This window comes from Methylobacterium sp. WL6 (assembly GCF_008040095.1).
Taxonomy (GTDB): Bacteria; Pseudomonadota; Alphaproteobacteria; order Rhizobiales; family Beijerinckiaceae; genus Methylobacterium.
In genome coordinates this window covers 1-15,034 of sequence record NZ_VRVH01000094.1, presented here as the reverse complement: position 1 = coordinate 15,034, position 15,034 = coordinate 1, and the positions used below count along the sequence as shown (strand labels likewise).

Genomic DNA, 15,034 nt, shown 5'->3' with positions numbered 1-15,034 from the left:
CGCTTGGGTCGCTCCTTGTCCCGTCGTCGAGGAGACCTCGGCCTGCTTGCGCGCCTCGCGGGCCTCGGGCCGGTTCAGCAGCCCCCAGGCGGAGGCGCCGACGACGAGCCCGCCCGCGATGCGGAGCGCGCCGAGCGACACGCCGAAGAAGTTGAGGATCGGCGCGCCGGCCCACAGCGCCGCCAGCATGATCAGCAGCGCGTATCCGCCGATCCGGCCGGCGAGCCAGACCCGGTCGTCGTGGCTGTGCCCCGCCGTCACCTGCGCGAAGATCAGCGCCCCGCCGAGCGGGTTGACGATCGAGAACAGGCTCGAGAGCGCGAGCAGGAACTGCTGGATGGCCGCTTCGACGCTCATGGTGTCTTCGCGATCTCCGTCGAGACGGGGTTGGGCCGGGCCGCCGGCGTCGGCGTGCGGAGCGTCGGGCTTAACCCGGCGCGGGCGCCGGCACGAGCACCCGCGCGGGCGCGAGGCGGCGGGCGCGGTGGACCTGCTGCACGGTGATCGGCCGGTAGAGCTGCTTGGTGGCGTGCACCACGTGGAGGCCGGCGAAGGGGAGCGAGAGGCCCGTCCCGACCCGCTCCCAGGCGGCGGCGGTCTGCAGCATCACCCGCGAGCGCAGCGGCGGCATGTAGAGCGTCTCCGCCCAGTCCTCCGGCGAGAACAGCGTGTCGCGCATCAGCCGGCTCAGCTGCGAGCGGCTGTAGGGCTGGCCGTGCCCGAACGGCGTCGCGTCGCGCCGCGCCCAGACCCCGCGCCGGTTCGGCACGACGAGGATCATCCGCCCCCCCGGCGTCAGCGTGCGCCAGACCTCCCGGAGCAGTTCCGTCGGGCTCTCCACCGCCTCGAGCGCATGCACCAGGATCACCCGGTCGATCGCCGCATCCGGCAGCGGCATCATCGTCGGGTCGGCGAGCGCCGAGCACGAGCGGCCGGCGCCGGGCCAGTTCACCACCCCTTGCGTCGCCGGCATGAAGGCCAGCGTCCGCTCGGCGATGCAGTGGACCGGGCTCAGATAAGGCACCGCATAGCCGAGCCCGAGCACGCGCAGGCCGGAGACCGAGCCGAGGAAGCCGTGCAGGGTGCGGGCGACGATCCGGTGCGTCGTGACGCCCAGCGGCGTGGCGTAGAAGGCCCGCAGGTCGGTGACGTCGAGGCGCATGGGTCGGAGCTGGAGCGGCATCGGGGAAGGCCGGCGTCCCGGCCCGATGGCGATTCAATGGGGCCGGGCACCCGCCGCGACAAGGCGCAGGCGGCGACTTGCAGGGCGACGCGCCGGGGAACCCCCCGGTTTCCGCATCCGTTCCCCGCCCGATACGGCCGGACCGGCCGCGAGCCCGGAGACGCGTTCATGGCCACGGCCCCCGAGATCCGCACCTTCCTGTGCCGCAGCGACAACATCGGCGTGCTCATCCGCGACCCCGCCACCGGCGCCTGCGCGGCGATCGACGTGCCGGAGGCGGCGCCGGTCCTGGCGATGCTGACGCAGACCGGCTGGCGGCTCACCGACATCCTGGTCACCCATCGCCACGGCGACCACATCGCGGGCATCCCGGAGGTCAAGCGCGCCACCGGCGCCCGCGTCACCGCCCCGGCCAAGGCCGGCCCGGCGATCCCCGACGTGGACCGCACCGTGTCGGAGGGCGACACCGTCCGGGTCGGCGACCTCTCGGCCGAGGTGTGGGAGACGCCGGGGCATTGCGCCGACCACGTCACCTACTGGTTCGCCGAGCCGGGAATCGTGTTCTCCGGCGACACCCTGTTCACCCTCGGCTGCGGCCGGGTGATGGAAAGCCCGCCCGAGACCCTGTGGCGGTCGCTCGAGCGGTTCCTGCCGCTGCCGGATGCGACACAGGTGTACAGCGGGCACGATTACGTGCTGTCGAACGCCCGCTTCGCGGTCGCAGCAGAGCCCGGCAACGCGGATCTGCACGGCCGCCTGCGCGAAGCGGAAGAGCTAAAATCCTCCGGCCGCTTCCTGGTTCCCTCTACGATGGCGGAGGAACGGGCGACCAACCCGTTCCTGCGGAGCGGCCTGCCGGCACTGAAGACGGCGGTGGGACTCGACGAAGCTGCTGACCCGGCAACGGTTTTTATTGCACTGCGAGAATGGAAGAACCGCTTCTGACGCACAGGTTTTCAAGGAAATTTTGTTGCCTTCTCAAAGAGAAGTGAACATAGGACATTCGACAGGCGCTAAACCGTCTGATCGATAGGCTCCCGGAGGGAGGCTCGACGTCAACGGAAGCATGTTCCCGCTTCTTTCGGTCAGATGGGGGTCCGTCTCGCCTTACCACCTCTCGTCCTCACGCCTCCCGCTTCCCTTCCTTCAACCGGATCCCGAGCCGCGTTCCGAAGAGCCCGCCGCCAAAGCGACGGCGACGGGACGGTCCCCGTCCGATGCGGACCGTCCGGCCCGCGCCCCCGCGGCCGCCCGATCCCGGGTGGCGCCGATCTCCGCCGACGTGCGGCTGCTCGGGATCGCCACCGAGCATCTGGCCCGGCTCGGCCCCAAGCGGGTCACCGTCGTCGCCGTCGCCGCCGAAGCCGGCATGACGCACGCCAACGTCTACCGCTACTTCCCTTCGAAGGACGCCCTGCTCGACGCCGTCGCCGGCCGCTGGCTGCGGGACATCGAGACCCGCCTGGCCGGCATCGCCGACGCGCCCGACCCGGCCGACGACAAGATCGAGCGGCTGCTGACCGCGCTCGCCGCCCTGCAGCGCGACGCGCTCCAGGACGAGCCGAACCTGTTCGCGGTCCATCTCGACGCCACGGTCGCCGCCAGGCCGATCGCCCGCCGCCACCGGGTCCGCCTGCGCAGCCTGGTCGAGCGGGTGATCGAGGAGGGGATGGCCACCGGCACCTTCTCGGCGCGCGACCGCGAGCGCGCCATCGCCTACATCTTCGATGCGAGCTACCGCTTCACCCATCCCCTGGCGATCCAGCACGACGCCGAGGTGCCGCGCGACCTGGTCGACGCCCGCTTCGGCGCGGTGATTCACGCGATCCAGCGGGTGCTGCGCGCGGGTATCCTTTGAGCGGAATGACAGGTTCAAAAAGTTGTCATAGCGCCGATCCCGAATTGGCAGTCTCCTCCTAAAGCCCTCGAAAAGCTTAGCTTTTCGAGGGCTTTGTTTTGTGCGCCGCACATCCGCCCTGGCCCGAACCCTGCTTGGGCGATCTGCGTCGGGTTGATGGGGCGGTGCTTTTCGGCCACACAGCCGCGCAGGAAAACCGGTCGCGTCGGGCGGCGCCTCGGACGGACTTTCGACCCCCGAGTCGTCGACGCGCACGCCTCACCCTTTCACGCTAAGCTGGAGACGTCTCGGACATGGCACGCAGCAAGATCGCGCTCATCGGCGCCGGCCAGATCGGCGGAACGCTGGCGCACCTCGCCGGTCTGAAGGAACTCGGCGACGTCGTGCTGTTCGACATCGTCGACGGCGTGCCGCAGGGCAAGGCGCTCGACATCGCCGAATCGGCCCCGGTCGACGGCTTCGACGCGAAGTATTCGGGTGCGAGCGACTATTCGGCGATCAAGGGCGCCGACGTGGTGATCGTCACCGCCGGCGTGCCGCGCAAGCCCGGCATGAGCCGCGACGACCTGATCGGGATCAACCTGAAGGTCATGGAGGCCGTCGGCACCGGCATCAAGGAGAACGCGCCGGACGCGTTCGTGATCTGCATCACCAATCCGCTCGACGCCATGGTCTGGGCGCTGCAGAAGTTCTCGGGCCTGCCGACCAACAAGGTCGTCGGCATGGCCGGCGTGCTCGACTCGGCCCGCTTCCGCCACTTCCTGGCCGAGGAGTTCAAGGTCTCGGTCGAGGACGTCACCGCCTTCGTGCTCGGCGGCCACGGCGACGACATGGTGCCGCTCACCCGCTACTCGACGGTCGCCGGCGTGCCGCTGACCGACCTGGTCAAGCTCGGCTGGACCACCCAGGAGAAGCTCGACGCCATGGTCGAGCGGACCCGCAAGGGCGGCGGCGAGATCGTCAACCTGCTCAAGACCGGCTCGGCCTTCTACGCGCCGGCGGCCTCCGCCATCGCGATGGCCGAGAGCTTCCTCAAGGACAAGAAGCGGGTCCTGCCCTGCGCCGCCTACCTCGACGGCCAGTACGGCATCTCTGGCATGTATGTCGGCGTGCCCGTCGTGATCGGCGAGAACGGCGTCGAGCGCGTGCTCGAGGTGACCTTCGACGCGGCCGAGAAGGCGATGTTCGAGAAGTCGGTCGGCGCGGTGAACACGCTGATCGAGGCCTGCAAGGGCGTGAACCCGGCGCTCGCCTAAAAACATTGGGCGAATAGCGAATAGGGGCTAGCGAAGAGAGAGCCACGTGCTCTCTGCTGCCCCGGCTCGCTATTCGCCATTCGCCACTCCCTATTCGCCTGCGGAGCGCACATGAACATCCATGAATACCAAGCCAAGGCGGTGCTGAAGGAGTTCGGCCTGCCCGTCTCCAAGGGCGTCGCGATCTTCAGGCCCGAGGAGGCGGAAGCCGCCGCGCGCGAGCTCGGCGGCCCGGTCTGGGTGGTGAAGTCGCAGATCCACGCGGGCGGGCGCGGCAAGGGCACCTTCAAGGGCGCGCCGGCCGGGGCCAAGGGCGGCGTGCGCGTCACCAAGTCGATCGACGAGGTGAAGCAGTTCGCCGGCGAGATGCTCGGCCAGACGCTGGTCACGATCCAGACCGGCGAGGCCGGCAAGCAGGTCAACCGGCTCTACATCGAGGAAGGCGCGCAGATCGCCGCCGAGTTCTACCTGTCGATGCTGGTCGACCGCGAGACCGGGCAGGTCGCCTTCGTCGTCTCGACCGAGGGCGGCATGGACATCGAGACGGTGGCCCACGACACCCCCGAGAAGATCGTCACCTTCTCGGTCGACCCGGCCACCGGCATCATGCCTCATCACGGCCGCGCCGTCGCCAAGGCGCTGGGGCTCGCCGGCCCGCAGGCGAAGGAAGCGGGCGAGCTCACCGCCAAGCTCTACGCGGCCTTCACGGCCAAGGACATGAGCATGCTTGAGATCAACCCGCTGGTGCTGACCGGCGACGGCCATCTCAAGTGCCTCGACGCCAAGATCTCGTTCGACTCGAACGCGCTCTACCGCCACCCCGACATCGTCGCGCTCCGCGACGAGACCGAGGAGGACGCCAAGGAGATCGAGGCCTCGAAGTACGACCTCGCCTACATCGCGCTCGACGGCACGATCGGCTGCATGGTCAACGGCGCCGGCCTCGCCATGGCGACGCTCGACATCATCAAGCTCTACGGCGAGGAGCCGGCGAACTTCCTCGACGTCGGCGGCGGCGCGACCGAGGAGAAGGTCACCGCGGCCTTCAAGATCATCACCGCCGACCCGCAGGTGAAGGGCATCCTCGTCAACATCTTCGGCGGGATCATGAAGTGCGACGTCATCGCCCGCGGCGTGATCGCGGCGGTGAAGACGGTGGGCCTGGAGGTGCCGCTCGTCGTGCGCCTCGAGGGCACCAACGTCGAGGAAGGCAAGGCGATCATCAGCGGCTCGGGGCTCAACGTGATCCCGGCGGACGATCTCGACGACGCCGCGCAGAAGATCGTCGCCGCCGTGAAGAAGGGCTGAAGCGTTATGTCCATCCTCATCGACGCGAACACCAAGGTCATCTGCCAGGGCTTCACCGGCAAGAACGGGACCTTCCATTCCGAGCAGGCGCTGGCCTACGGCACCAAGATGGTCGGCGGCACCTCGCCCGGCAAAGGCGGCTCCAAGCACCTCAACCTGCCGGTCTTCGACACGGTCGGCGAGGCCCGCGAGGCCACCGGCGCGACCGCGTCCGTGGTCTACGTGCCGCCGCCGGGCGCGGCCGACGCGATCTGCGAGGCGATCGCGGCCGAGATGCCGCTGATCGTCTGCATCACGGAAGGCATCCCGGTGCTCGACATGGTGCGGGTCAAGCGTGCGCTGATCGGCTCGAAGTCGCGCCTCATCGGGCCGAACTGCCCCGGTGTCGTCACCGCCGGCGAATCGAAGATCGGCATCATGCCGGCCAACATCTTCAAGCCGGGCTCGGTCGGCATCGTCTCGCGCTCCGGCACGCTGACCTACGAGGCGGTGTTCCAGACCTCGACCGCCGGCCTCGGCCAGACCACCGCGGTCGGCATCGGCGGCGACCCGGTGAAGGGCACCGAGTTCATCGACATGCTCGAGATGTTCCTCGCCGACGAGAAGACGACGTCGATCGTGATGATCGGCGAGATCGGCGGCTCGGCCGAGGAGGAGGCGGCGCAGTTCCTGGCCGACGAGGCCAAGCGCGGCCGCAAGAAGCCGATGGTCGGCTTCATCGCCGGCCGCACCGCGCCTCCGGGCCGCCGCATGGGCCATGCCGGCGCGATCATCTCCGGCGGCAAGGGCGGCGCCGAGGACAAGATCGCGGCGATGGAGGCCGCGGGCATCCGCGTCTCGCCGTCGCCGGCGCGCCTCGGCTCGACGCTGGTCGAGGTCCTGAAGGGCTGAAACCGAGTGACAGCCGCGCGCGTATGACCCGCGCGCGGCTGTGTTGCAGCGCACGCAAGCCGGTGACGCCCATATGATGGGCGACGGAGCGCCCGCTTCGTGCGCCCACAGGAATCGCAGCGCGGCCCGCGCCTTCCGCTCGCGGAGGCGCCTCCCGCGCGATGACGCGGCTCATCCGCACCGGCGGAGGGCCCGAAGGACAGGATGACCCGCCGATGGCACGCCAGGACGTGAACGAAGCGCTGCTGGAAACCTCGTTCCTCTACGGCGGCAACGCCGCCTACATCGAGGAATTGCAGGCGGCCTACGCCCGCAACCCGGCTTCGGTCGACCCCGAGTGGCAGAGCTTCTTCAAGGGGCTCGGCGAGGACGAGACCCTGGTCGAGAAGAACGCGGCCGGCGCCTCGTGGACCAAGCCGAACTGGCCGGTGCCGGCCAACGGCGAGATCGTCTCGGCGCTCGACGGCAACTGGGCGACCCTGGAGAAGGCGGTCGGCGAGAGGATCCTCGCCAAGGGCGCGGAGAAGGGCGAGCAGAGGCCCGGCAAGCCCGCCGACGGCCTCGCCGTCACCGGCAAGACCGGCGTCTCGGTCGAGCAGGCGACCAAGGATTCGGTTCGCGCGATCATGCTGATCCGCTCGTACCGCATGCGCGGCCACCTGCACGCCAAGCTCGACCCGCTCGGGCTGGCCCCCCGCGGCGACCACGAGGAGCTGCATCCGCAGCATTACGGCTTCCTCGAATCCGACTGGGACCGGCCGATCTTCCTCGACAACGTGCTCGGGCTGGAATTCGCTACGATCCGCGAGATCGTCGCGATCCTGGAGCGGACCTACTGCCAGACCCTCGGCGTCGAGTTCATGCACATCTCCGATCCCGAGGAGAAGGCGTGGCTGCAGGAGCGCATCGAGGGCAAGGACAAGGAGATCTCGTTCACCCCCGAAGGGCGCCGCGCGATCCTCAACAAGCTGATCGAGGCCGAGGGCTTCGAGAAGTTCCTCGACCTCAAGTACACCGGCACCAAGCGCTTCGGCCTCGACGGCTCGGAGGCGATGATCCCGGCGCTCGAGCAGATCATCAAGCGCGGCGGCGCGCTCGGCGTGCGCGAGATCGTGCTCGGCATGGCCCACCGTGGGCGCCTCAACGTGCTCACCAACGTGATGGCAAAGCCGTTCCGTGCGGTGTTCAACGAGTTCAAGGGCGGCTCGGCCTCGCCGGCCGAGGTCGAGGGCTCGGGCGACGTGAAGTACCATCTCGGTGCCTCGTCCGACCGCGCCTTCGACGGCAACAACGTCCACCTGTCGCTCACCGCCAACCCGTCGCACCTCGAGATCGTCGATCCCGTGGTGCTCGGAAAGGTCCGCGCCAAGCAGGACCAGCGCGCCAAGCCGAACGTCGTGCGCGCCAGCGTGATGCCGCTCCTGATCCACGGCGACGCGGCCTTCGCCGGCCAGGGCGTGGTCGCCGAGTGCCTCGGGCTTTCGGGCCTGAAGGGCCACCGCACCGGCGGTTCGATCCACTTCATCATCAACAACCAGATCGGCTTCACCACCGATCCGCGCTTCTCGCGCTCCTCGCCGTACCCGTCCGACGTGGCGAAGATGGTCGAGGCGCCGATCTTCCATTGCAACGGCGACGACCCGGAGGCGGTGACCTTCGCCACCAAGGTCGCGGTCGAGTACCGCCAGAAGTTCGGCAAGCCGGTCGTGATCGACATGCTGTGCTACCGCCGCTTCGGCCACAACGAGGGCGACGAGCCGGCCTTCACCCAGCCGAAGATGTACCAGCGCATCCGCAAGCACACCTCGGTGCTGGAGAGCTACGCGCGCAAGCTGATCGAGAACGGCACCCTGAGCCAGGAGGCCTACGACGCCCGAAAGGCCGAGTTCCGGGCGATGCTCGACGCCGAGCTCGAGGTCGCCGGCACCTACAAGGCCAACAAGGCCGACTGGCTCGACGGGCGCTGGTCCGGCTTCAAGGCCGTGCACGAGGACGTGGACGACCCGCGCCGCGGCCGCACCGGCGTGCCGGTCGAGACCCTGCGCGAGATCGCGCAGAAGATCACCCAGGCGCCCCCCGGCTTCCACCTGCACCGCACGATCCAGCGCTTCATGGACAACCGCGCCAAGGCGGTGGAGACCGGCGTCGGCATCGACTGGGCGACCGCCGAGGCCCTGGCCTTCGGCGCGACCATGCTCGACGGCAACCGCGTCCGGCTCTCGGGCCAGGACGTCGAGCGCGGCACCTTCTCGCAGCGCCACGCCGTGGTGATCGACCAGGAGAACGAGCAGCGCTTCACGCCCCTCAACGCCATCCGCGAGGGCCAGGCGCCGCTGGAGGTGATCAACTCGATGCTGTCCGAGGAGGCGGTGCTCGGCTTCGAGTACGGCTACTCGGCGGCCGAGCCGAACGCGCTCGTGCTGTGGGAGGCGCAGTTCGGCGACTTCGCCAACGGCGCGCAGGTGGTGATCGACCAGTTCATCGCGTCCGGCGAGCGCAAGTGGCTGCGCATGTCCGGCCTCGTGATGCTGCTGCCCCACGGCTACGAGGGGCAGGGGCCGGAGCACTCCTCCGCCCGCCTGGAGCGCTACCTCCAGAGCTGCGCCGAGGACAACATGCAGGTCGCCAACTGCTCGACGCCGGCGAACTACTTCCACATCCTGCGCCGGCAGCTGAAGCGCGACTTCCGCAAGCCGCTGATCCTGATGACGCCGAAGTCGCTGCTGCGCCACAAGCGGGCGGTGTCGACGATCGAGATGATCGCCGAGGGTTCGAGCTTCCACCGCATCCTGTGGGACGACGCCGAGCACGACGAGAGCGGGGTCAAGCTCGTCCGCGACGACAAGGTCCGCCGCGTCGTGCTGTGCTCGGGCAAGGTCTACTACGACCTGTTCGAGGAGCGCGAGAAGCGCGGCGTCAACGACGTCTACCTGCTGCGCGTCGAGCAGCTCTACCCGTTCCCGCTCAAGGCGCTGGCCAACGAGATGGGCCGCTTCCGCAATGCCGAGGTGGTGTGGTGCCAGGAGGAGCCCAAGAACATGGGCGCCTGGGCCTTCGTCGAGCCCTACCTCGAATGGGTGCTCGGCCAGGCCGGCTCCGCGGTGAAGCGCGCCCGCTACGTCGGCCGCCCGGCCTCGGCCTCGACCGCCGTGGGGCAGATGTCGAAGCACCAGGCCCAGCTGCAGGCCTTCCTCAACGAGGCCCTCGCGGTCTGAATGTCCTCACCTATGGCGGCGGCTCTCCGGGGCCGCCGCTCACCCTTCCCGGCCGTCCGGTACGGCCCAACCGATCCGGCATGAGCTGACACAATGGCAACCGACATCCTCGTCCCGACGCTCGGCGAATCCGTCAGCGAGGCCACCATCGGCCGCTGGTTCAAGAAGCCGGGCGACACGGTCGCGGCCGACGAGCCCCTGGTCGAGCTCGAGACCGACAAGGTGACCCTCGAGGTCAACGCCCCCGCCGCCGGCGAGCTCGGCGAGATCCTGGTCAAGGACGGCGAGACGGTGGAGCCGGGCGCGCTGCTCGGCTCGATCGTCGAGGCGAGCGGCGGCGGCGCCAAGCCCGCGCCCAAGGAGGCCGCGCCGAAGAAGGAGGCCGAGGCCAAGTCCGAGAGCCGCAGCGAGGCGCCGAAGGCGTCCGCCCCCGACGCCAAGGCGGTCGAGGAGGCCCCGGCCAAGGAATCGGCCGCCGGCTACGGCAACCACGGCGACGCGGCGCCCCCGGCCGCCCGCCCCTCCGACGACAACGGCCCGGCGGTCGGCAAGCTGTCGCGGGAATCGGGCATCGACCCGTCGAGCGTCAACGGCAGCGGCAAGGACGGCCGCGTGACCAAGGGCGACATGCTCGGCGCGATCGCGAAGGGGCCCGCGCAGGCGGCTCCCGCCCCGGCCAAGGAGGCGCGCCCGACGCCGCCGCGCCCGGCCTCGAAGCCGGACGACGCCGCCCGCGAGGAGCGGGTGCGGATGACCAAGCTGCGCCAGACCATCGCCCGCCGCCTCAAGGACGCGCAGGACACCGCCGCGATGCTCACCACGTTCAACGACGTGGACATGGGCGCGGTGATGGCGCTGCGCGCGCAGTACAAGGACATCTTCGAGAAGAAGCACGGCACGAAGCTCGGCTTCATGGGCTTCTTCACCAAGGCGGTGATCGGGGCGCTCAAGGACGTGCCGGCGGTCAACGCCGAGATCGACGGGCAGGATCTCGTCTACAAGAACTACTACCACATCGGCATCGCCGTCGGGACCGACAAGGGTCTCGTCGTGCCGGTGGTGCGCAACGCCGACGACCTCTCGATCGCCGGCATCGAGAAGACGATCTCGGGCTTCGGCCGCAAGGCGCGGGACGGCAAGCTCTCGATCGACGAGATGCAGGGCGGCACCTTCACCATCACCAACGGCGGCATCTACGGCTCGCTGATGTCGACCCCGATCCTCAACGCGCCGCAATCGGGCATCCTCGGGATGCACCGCATCGAGGAGCGCCCGGTGGTCCGCAACGGCAAGATCGAGGCGCGGCCGATGATGTATCTCGCCCTCTCCTACGATCACCGCATCGTCGACGGGAAGGAGGCCGTGACCTTCCTGGTGCGGGTGAAGGAGGCGCTGGAGGATCCGGCGCGGCTCGTCCTGGATCTGTAAGGCCGGCGCGATGCTCACCCCCGATGCCGTCGCGGTCGTCACCGGCGGCGGTCGCGGCATCGGCCGTGCGGTATCCCTGCTCGCGGCGCGGCACGGCTATCGCGTCTGCCTGAGCTACGTCTCCGACGCGGCCGCGGCCGCCTCGGTGGTCGCGGCGATCGAAGCCGAGGGCGGCCAGGCCGTCGCGGTGCGCTGCGACGTGGCGGAGGAGGCCGACGTGATCACCCTGTTCGCGGCGGCCGACCGTCTCGGCACCGTCACGGCGCTGGTCAACAATGCCGGGGTGGTCGATCTCTCCGCGCCCGTGTCCGAGATGAGCGCCGCCCGGCTCCACCGGATGATGGCGACCAACGTCGTCGGCAGCTTCCTCTGCGCCCGCGAGGCGGTGCGGCGGATGTCGACGAAGCAGGGCGGCCGGGGCGGGGCCGTCGTCAACGTCTCGTCGATCGCGGCGCGCCTCGGCGGGGCCGGGCAGTTCGTCGACTACGCCGCCTCGAAGGGAGCGATCGACAGCTTCACGATCGGCCTCGCCCGCGAGGTGGCCGATGCCGGCATCCGGGTGAACGCCGTGGCGCCCGGCATCATCGACACCGAGATCCATGCCAGCGGCGGCACGCCCGACAAGGTGGCGGCGATGGGACCGGGCGTGCCGCTGAGGCGCGCCGGCACCGCCGACGAAGTCGCCGCCCCGGTGCTCTGGCTGCTCTCCGACGAGGCGGCCTACACCACCGGCGCCATCCTCGACGTCTCGGGCGGTCGGTGATCCCCGGCAACGAATGAATCCGGCGGCGACCCGCCACGGCGGTCGCCGCACGCGCATGCAGGAACGAACAGAATCATGAGCACCTACGATCTCGTCGTCATCGGCACCGGCCCCGGCGGCTATGTCTGCGCCATCCGCGCCGCGCAGCTGGGCCTGCGCACCGCCGTCGTCGAGAAGCGCGCGACCCATGGCGGCACCTGCCTGAACGTCGGCTGCATCCCGTCGAAGGCGCTGCTGCACGCCTCCGAGGCGTTCGAGGAGGCGACCAAGCACTTCCCCGATCTCGGCATCGAGGTCGGCACGCCGAAGCTCGACCTCGCCAAGATGCAGGGGTTCAAGCAGAGCGGCGTCGACGGCAACACCAAGGGCGTCGAGTTCCTGCTGAAGAAGAACAAGGTCGACACCATCCGCGGCACCGGCAGGATCGCCGGCGCCGGCCGCGTCGAGGTCACGTCGGAGGACGGCGGAAACCAGATGCTGGAGACCAAGAACATCGTCATCGCCACCGGCTCGGACGTGACGCGCCTGCCCGGCGTCGAGATCGACGAGAGGACCGTGGTCTCCTCTACCGGTGCGCTCGAGCTCGCGGCGGTGCCGAAGAAGCTCCTGGTGATCGGCGCGGGCGTGATCGGCCTCGAGCTCGGCTCGGTCTGGCGCCGGCTCGGGGCCGAGGTCACCGTGGTCGAGTATCTCGACCGGGTGCTGCCGGGGATGGACGGCGAGGTCGGCAAGCAGTTCCAGCGGATCATGTCCAAGCAGGGCATCGCCTTCAAGCTCTCGACCAAGGTCACCGGCGTGGCGACCGGCGCGGGCGGCGCGACCGTCACCGTCGAGCCGGCGGCGGGCGGCGAATCCGAGACGCTTCAGGCCGACGTGGTGCTCGTGGCGATCGGGCGGGTGCCCTACACCGAGGGGCTCGGCCTCGAGGGCGTCGGCGTCGGGCTCGACAACAAGGGCCGGATCCAGACCGACAGCCACTACGCCACCAACGTCACCGGCATCTACGCGATCGGCGACGTGATCGCCGGGCCGATGCTCGCGCACAAGGCCGAGGACGAGGGCGTCGCGGTGGCCGAGATCCTGGCGGGCCAGTCCGGCCACGTGAACTACGCGGTGATCCCGAACGTGGTCTACACCTATCCGGAGGTCGCCTCGGTGGGGAAGACCGAAGAGGAGCTGAAGAAGGACGGCATCGCCTACAACGCGGGCAAGTTCCCCTTCACCGCCAACGGGCGGGCCAAGGCCAACGGCACCACCGAGGGCTTCGTGAAGGTGCTGGCCGACGCCGCGAGCGACCGGGTGCTCGGCGTCCACATCGTCGGCGCCGATGCCGGCAACCTCATCGCCGAGGTGGCGGTGGCGATGGAGTTCGGGGCGTCGGCCGAGGATATCGCCCGCACCTGCCACGCCCACCCGACCCTGACGGAAGCGGTGAAGGAAGCCGCGCTCGCGGTCGGGAAGCGCGCGATCCACGTCTGAGGACGCGGCCGCGCCCGTCGCTCAGGCCGAGCGGCGGGCCGGGGCGAGGGCGGCGATGCGCAGGAGGGCGGTCGGGGCCGGCGGCGCGGTGATCGCGTTCAGCAGGTACGGCCGCCGCAGACCGAGCGCGTGGTGGAGCGTGAGGTCGATGTCGCGGGCGTGGAACGGCATCTTCAGGACGAAGGTGGCGCCGAAGTAGCGGGCGGCCTGGGCGATCGGCTCGGGATCGCCGCTGGTCAGCATCGTGAGGCGCGTCGTCAGGTTCAGGGTCTGAACCTGGCAGGCGAGCTCGAGGCCGTCGGTCCCGTTAAGCTTCACGTCGACGAAGGCGAGCGGGTAGGCGTCGGTCTTTAGGAGCTTCAGGGCGTGCCGGCCGCAATCCGTCTCGTCGATCTCGAGGGCGAAGCCGCTGCGCGCCAGCACCCGCCCGATCGCCGCGCGCGCCGCGTCCGACGAGGAGGCGAGCAGGATGCGCGTCGGCTGCCGGCGCCGGGTGTCGGCGTGCAGCAGGCTCTCGATGTGGGCGGTGTCGAGGGGCACCTTCAGCACCTCGTAGGCGCCGAGCGAGACCGCGAGTTCCTGCCACTGGGCGAAGACGCGGGCGGCGATCAGCACGAGGCAGGGCAGAGTGGCGCCGCGCTTGCGCGCCACCGCCACCGCCTCCGGGCCGCTCACCCCTTCGAGCTGGAGGCCGACGAAGGCCAAGGCCGGCTTGTGCGCGAGGGCGAGATCGATCAGCGCCTCGCCCGAGGCCGTTTGCACGATCACGGCCCTGGGATCGAAGTGCGACACCACCGCGGCGAGTTCGGCCCGGCGTCCCGCGTCGCGATCGGCGATGAGGACGGTGCCGGCTTGCGGGGGCCGGACCGCGCTTCCGATATCGGCGTGTTCGCCCGCCATGGTTCCTGTCCAGTCCGATCCTATGACAAGAGAAATAGCGCTCAAATCTCTCGGCAAGCTTAATGGCTGGCCGAACCGGCTATTTGCTCTGTCTAGTGTGTCAACGTGTCATCTCAATGCACGTCGCGTGTCACGCCCCCGTCGGCACGGCACGGCCGGCGCGCGGATGGGTGGCGTCGAAGGCGCTCATCAGGCGGGCCGCGTCGACCTTGGTGTAGAGCTGCGTCGTCGAGAGCGAGGCGTGGCCGAGCAGCTCCTGGATCGCGCGCAGCTCGCCCTGCCGCGCCAGGAGATGCGTCGCGAAGGAGTGCCGCAGGGCGTGCGGCGTGGCGCTGTCGGGCAGCCCGAGAGCGCCGCGGGCGCGGGCGACGACGTACTGAATGATCCGCGGCGAGAGCGGGCCGCCGCGGGCGCCGACGAAGAGCGGGCCCTCCGGCGGCAGCGGGTGCGGGCATGCGGCGAGGTAGGCGGCGACCGCCTCGGCCACCACCGGCAGCACCGGGACCATCCGCTGCTTCGCGCCCTTGCCCAGCACCGTCACCGCGTCGATGCCGGGCACCGGGGCATCGCGCCGCGCCAGCCCCAGCGCCTCCGAGATGCGCAGGCCCGCGCCGTACAGCAGCGCGAGCACCGCCGCGTCGCGCAGCAGGATCCAGGGGTCGCGGTCCTCGTCGGCGCGCAGCGACACGTCGGTGAGGGCGCGGGCGGCCGCCACCGGCAGCGGACGCGGCAGGCGCCGCTCCACCTTGGGCG

General features: G+C 70.0%; 13 protein-coding genes. 9 read left to right on the top strand and 4 right to left on the bottom strand.

The genetic code is table 11. From position 1 onward, the window contains the following. Together FV230_RS14300 and FV230_RS14295 are read right to left on the bottom strand one after the other, a co-directional pair. The coding region (locus FV230_RS14300) for a MarC family protein (protein WP_147842861.1) at window positions 1–357 on the bottom strand (357 nt) is incomplete at its 3' end. 70 nt (window positions 358–427) lie between these two features. Then, the gene (locus FV230_RS14295; RefSeq protein ID WP_147727163.1) at window positions 428–1,162 is read right to left on the bottom strand and encodes a class I SAM-dependent methyltransferase; all 735 of its coding nucleotides are present in this window, start codon (window positions 1,160–1,162) and stop codon (window positions 428–430) included. A 189-nt stretch (window positions 1,163–1,351) separates the two neighbouring features. Here FV230_RS14295 and gloB point away from each other — a divergent pair, with 189 nt between their 5' ends. From gloB to lpdA, 9 genes are all read left to right on the top strand, one after another. Continuing rightward, complete coding sequence (gloB, locus tag FV230_RS14290; protein ID WP_147842860.1) at window positions 1,352–2,128, top strand: hydroxyacylglutathione hydrolase; 777 nt, start codon at window positions 1,352–1,354, stop codon at window positions 2,126–2,128. Between the two features lie 316 nt (window positions 2,129–2,444). Further along, window positions 2,445–3,041: a TetR family transcriptional regulator gene (locus FV230_RS14285; protein ID WP_243932769.1), complete on the top strand. Its 597-nt coding sequence runs from the start codon at window positions 2,445–2,447 to the stop codon at window positions 3,039–3,041. A gap of 293 nt (window positions 3,042–3,334) precedes the next feature. Then, window positions 3,335–4,297 (top strand): malate dehydrogenase, encoded by a 963-nt coding sequence (gene mdh / locus FV230_RS14280; RefSeq protein ID WP_147842859.1) that lies wholly within the window; start codon window positions 3,335–3,337, stop codon window positions 4,295–4,297. 111 nt (window positions 4,298–4,408) lie between these two features. Next, on the top strand, window positions 4,409–5,605 hold the full coding sequence (sucC, locus tag FV230_RS14275; RefSeq protein WP_147727160.1) for an ADP-forming succinate--CoA ligase subunit beta: 1,197 nt from the start codon (window positions 4,409–4,411) through the stop codon (window positions 5,603–5,605). A 6-nt stretch (window positions 5,606–5,611) separates the two neighbouring features. Further along, window positions 5,612–6,496 (top strand): succinate--CoA ligase subunit alpha, encoded by an 885-nt coding sequence (sucD, locus tag FV230_RS14270; RefSeq protein ID WP_147727159.1) that lies wholly within the window; start codon window positions 5,612–5,614, stop codon window positions 6,494–6,496. A 215-nt stretch (window positions 6,497–6,711) separates the two neighbouring features. Beyond that, window positions 6,712–9,711, top strand: a complete 3,000-nt coding sequence (locus FV230_RS14265) for a 2-oxoglutarate dehydrogenase E1 component (protein WP_147727158.1) — start codon at window positions 6,712–6,714, stop codon at window positions 9,709–9,711. A gap of 93 nt (window positions 9,712–9,804) precedes the next feature. After that, the gene (odhB, locus tag FV230_RS14260; protein ID WP_147842858.1) at window positions 9,805–11,139 is read left to right on the top strand and encodes a 2-oxoglutarate dehydrogenase complex dihydrolipoyllysine-residue succinyltransferase; all 1,335 of its coding nucleotides are present in this window, start codon (window positions 9,805–9,807) and stop codon (window positions 11,137–11,139) included. A gap of 10 nt (window positions 11,140–11,149) precedes the next feature. Next, on the top strand, window positions 11,150–11,902 hold the full coding sequence (locus FV230_RS14255; protein WP_147842857.1) for an SDR family oxidoreductase: 753 nt from the start codon (window positions 11,150–11,152) through the stop codon (window positions 11,900–11,902). Between the two features lie 75 nt (window positions 11,903–11,977). Continuing rightward, window positions 11,978–13,381 carry a dihydrolipoyl dehydrogenase gene (lpdA, locus tag FV230_RS14250; protein ID WP_147842856.1) on the top strand — a complete coding sequence of 468 codons (1,404 nt, stop codon included), beginning with the start codon at window positions 11,978–11,980 and terminating at the stop codon, window positions 13,379–13,381. A gap of 21 nt (window positions 13,382–13,402) precedes the next feature. Here the strand turns inward: lpdA and FV230_RS14245 are convergent, their stop codons facing one another. Further along, window positions 13,403–14,281: a response regulator gene (locus FV230_RS14245; protein WP_147728741.1), complete on the bottom strand. Its 879-nt coding sequence runs from the start codon at window positions 14,279–14,281 to the stop codon at window positions 13,403–13,405. Between the two features lie 130 nt (window positions 14,282–14,411). Beyond that, window positions 14,412–15,034 (bottom strand): tyrosine-type recombinase/integrase (locus FV230_RS14240; protein WP_147842855.1); only part of this gene is annotated, 623 nt, incomplete at its 5' end.

Bases quoted from the DNA above. Each gene is read 5' to 3' on its own strand.
- FV230_RS14295 (WP_147727163.1), bottom strand. From the start codon at position 1,162: ATGCGCCTCGACGTCACCGACCTGCGGGCCTTCTACGCCACGCCGCTG.
- gloB (WP_147842860.1), top strand. From the start codon at position 1,352: ATGGCCACGGCCCCCGAGATCCGCACCTTCCTGTGCCGCAGCGACAAC.
- mdh (WP_147842859.1), top strand. From the start codon at position 3,335: ATGGCACGCAGCAAGATCGCGCTCATCGGCGCCGGCCAGATCGGCGGA.
- sucC (WP_147727160.1), top strand. From the start codon at position 4,409: ATGAACATCCATGAATACCAAGCCAAGGCGGTGCTGAAGGAGTTCGGC.
- sucD (WP_147727159.1), top strand. From the start codon at position 5,612: ATGTCCATCCTCATCGACGCGAACACCAAGGTCATCTGCCAGGGCTTC.
- FV230_RS14265 (WP_147727158.1), top strand. From the start codon at position 6,712: ATGGCACGCCAGGACGTGAACGAAGCGCTGCTGGAAACCTCGTTCCTC.
- odhB (WP_147842858.1), top strand. From the start codon at position 9,805: ATGGCAACCGACATCCTCGTCCCGACGCTCGGCGAATCCGTCAGCGAG.
- FV230_RS14255 (WP_147842857.1), top strand. From the start codon at position 11,150: ATGCTCACCCCCGATGCCGTCGCGGTCGTCACCGGCGGCGGTCGCGGC.
- lpdA (WP_147842856.1), top strand. From the start codon at position 11,978: ATGAGCACCTACGATCTCGTCGTCATCGGCACCGGCCCCGGCGGCTAT.
- FV230_RS14245 (WP_147728741.1), bottom strand. From the start codon at position 14,281: ATGGCGGGCGAACACGCCGATATCGGAAGCGCGGTCCGGCCCCCGCAA.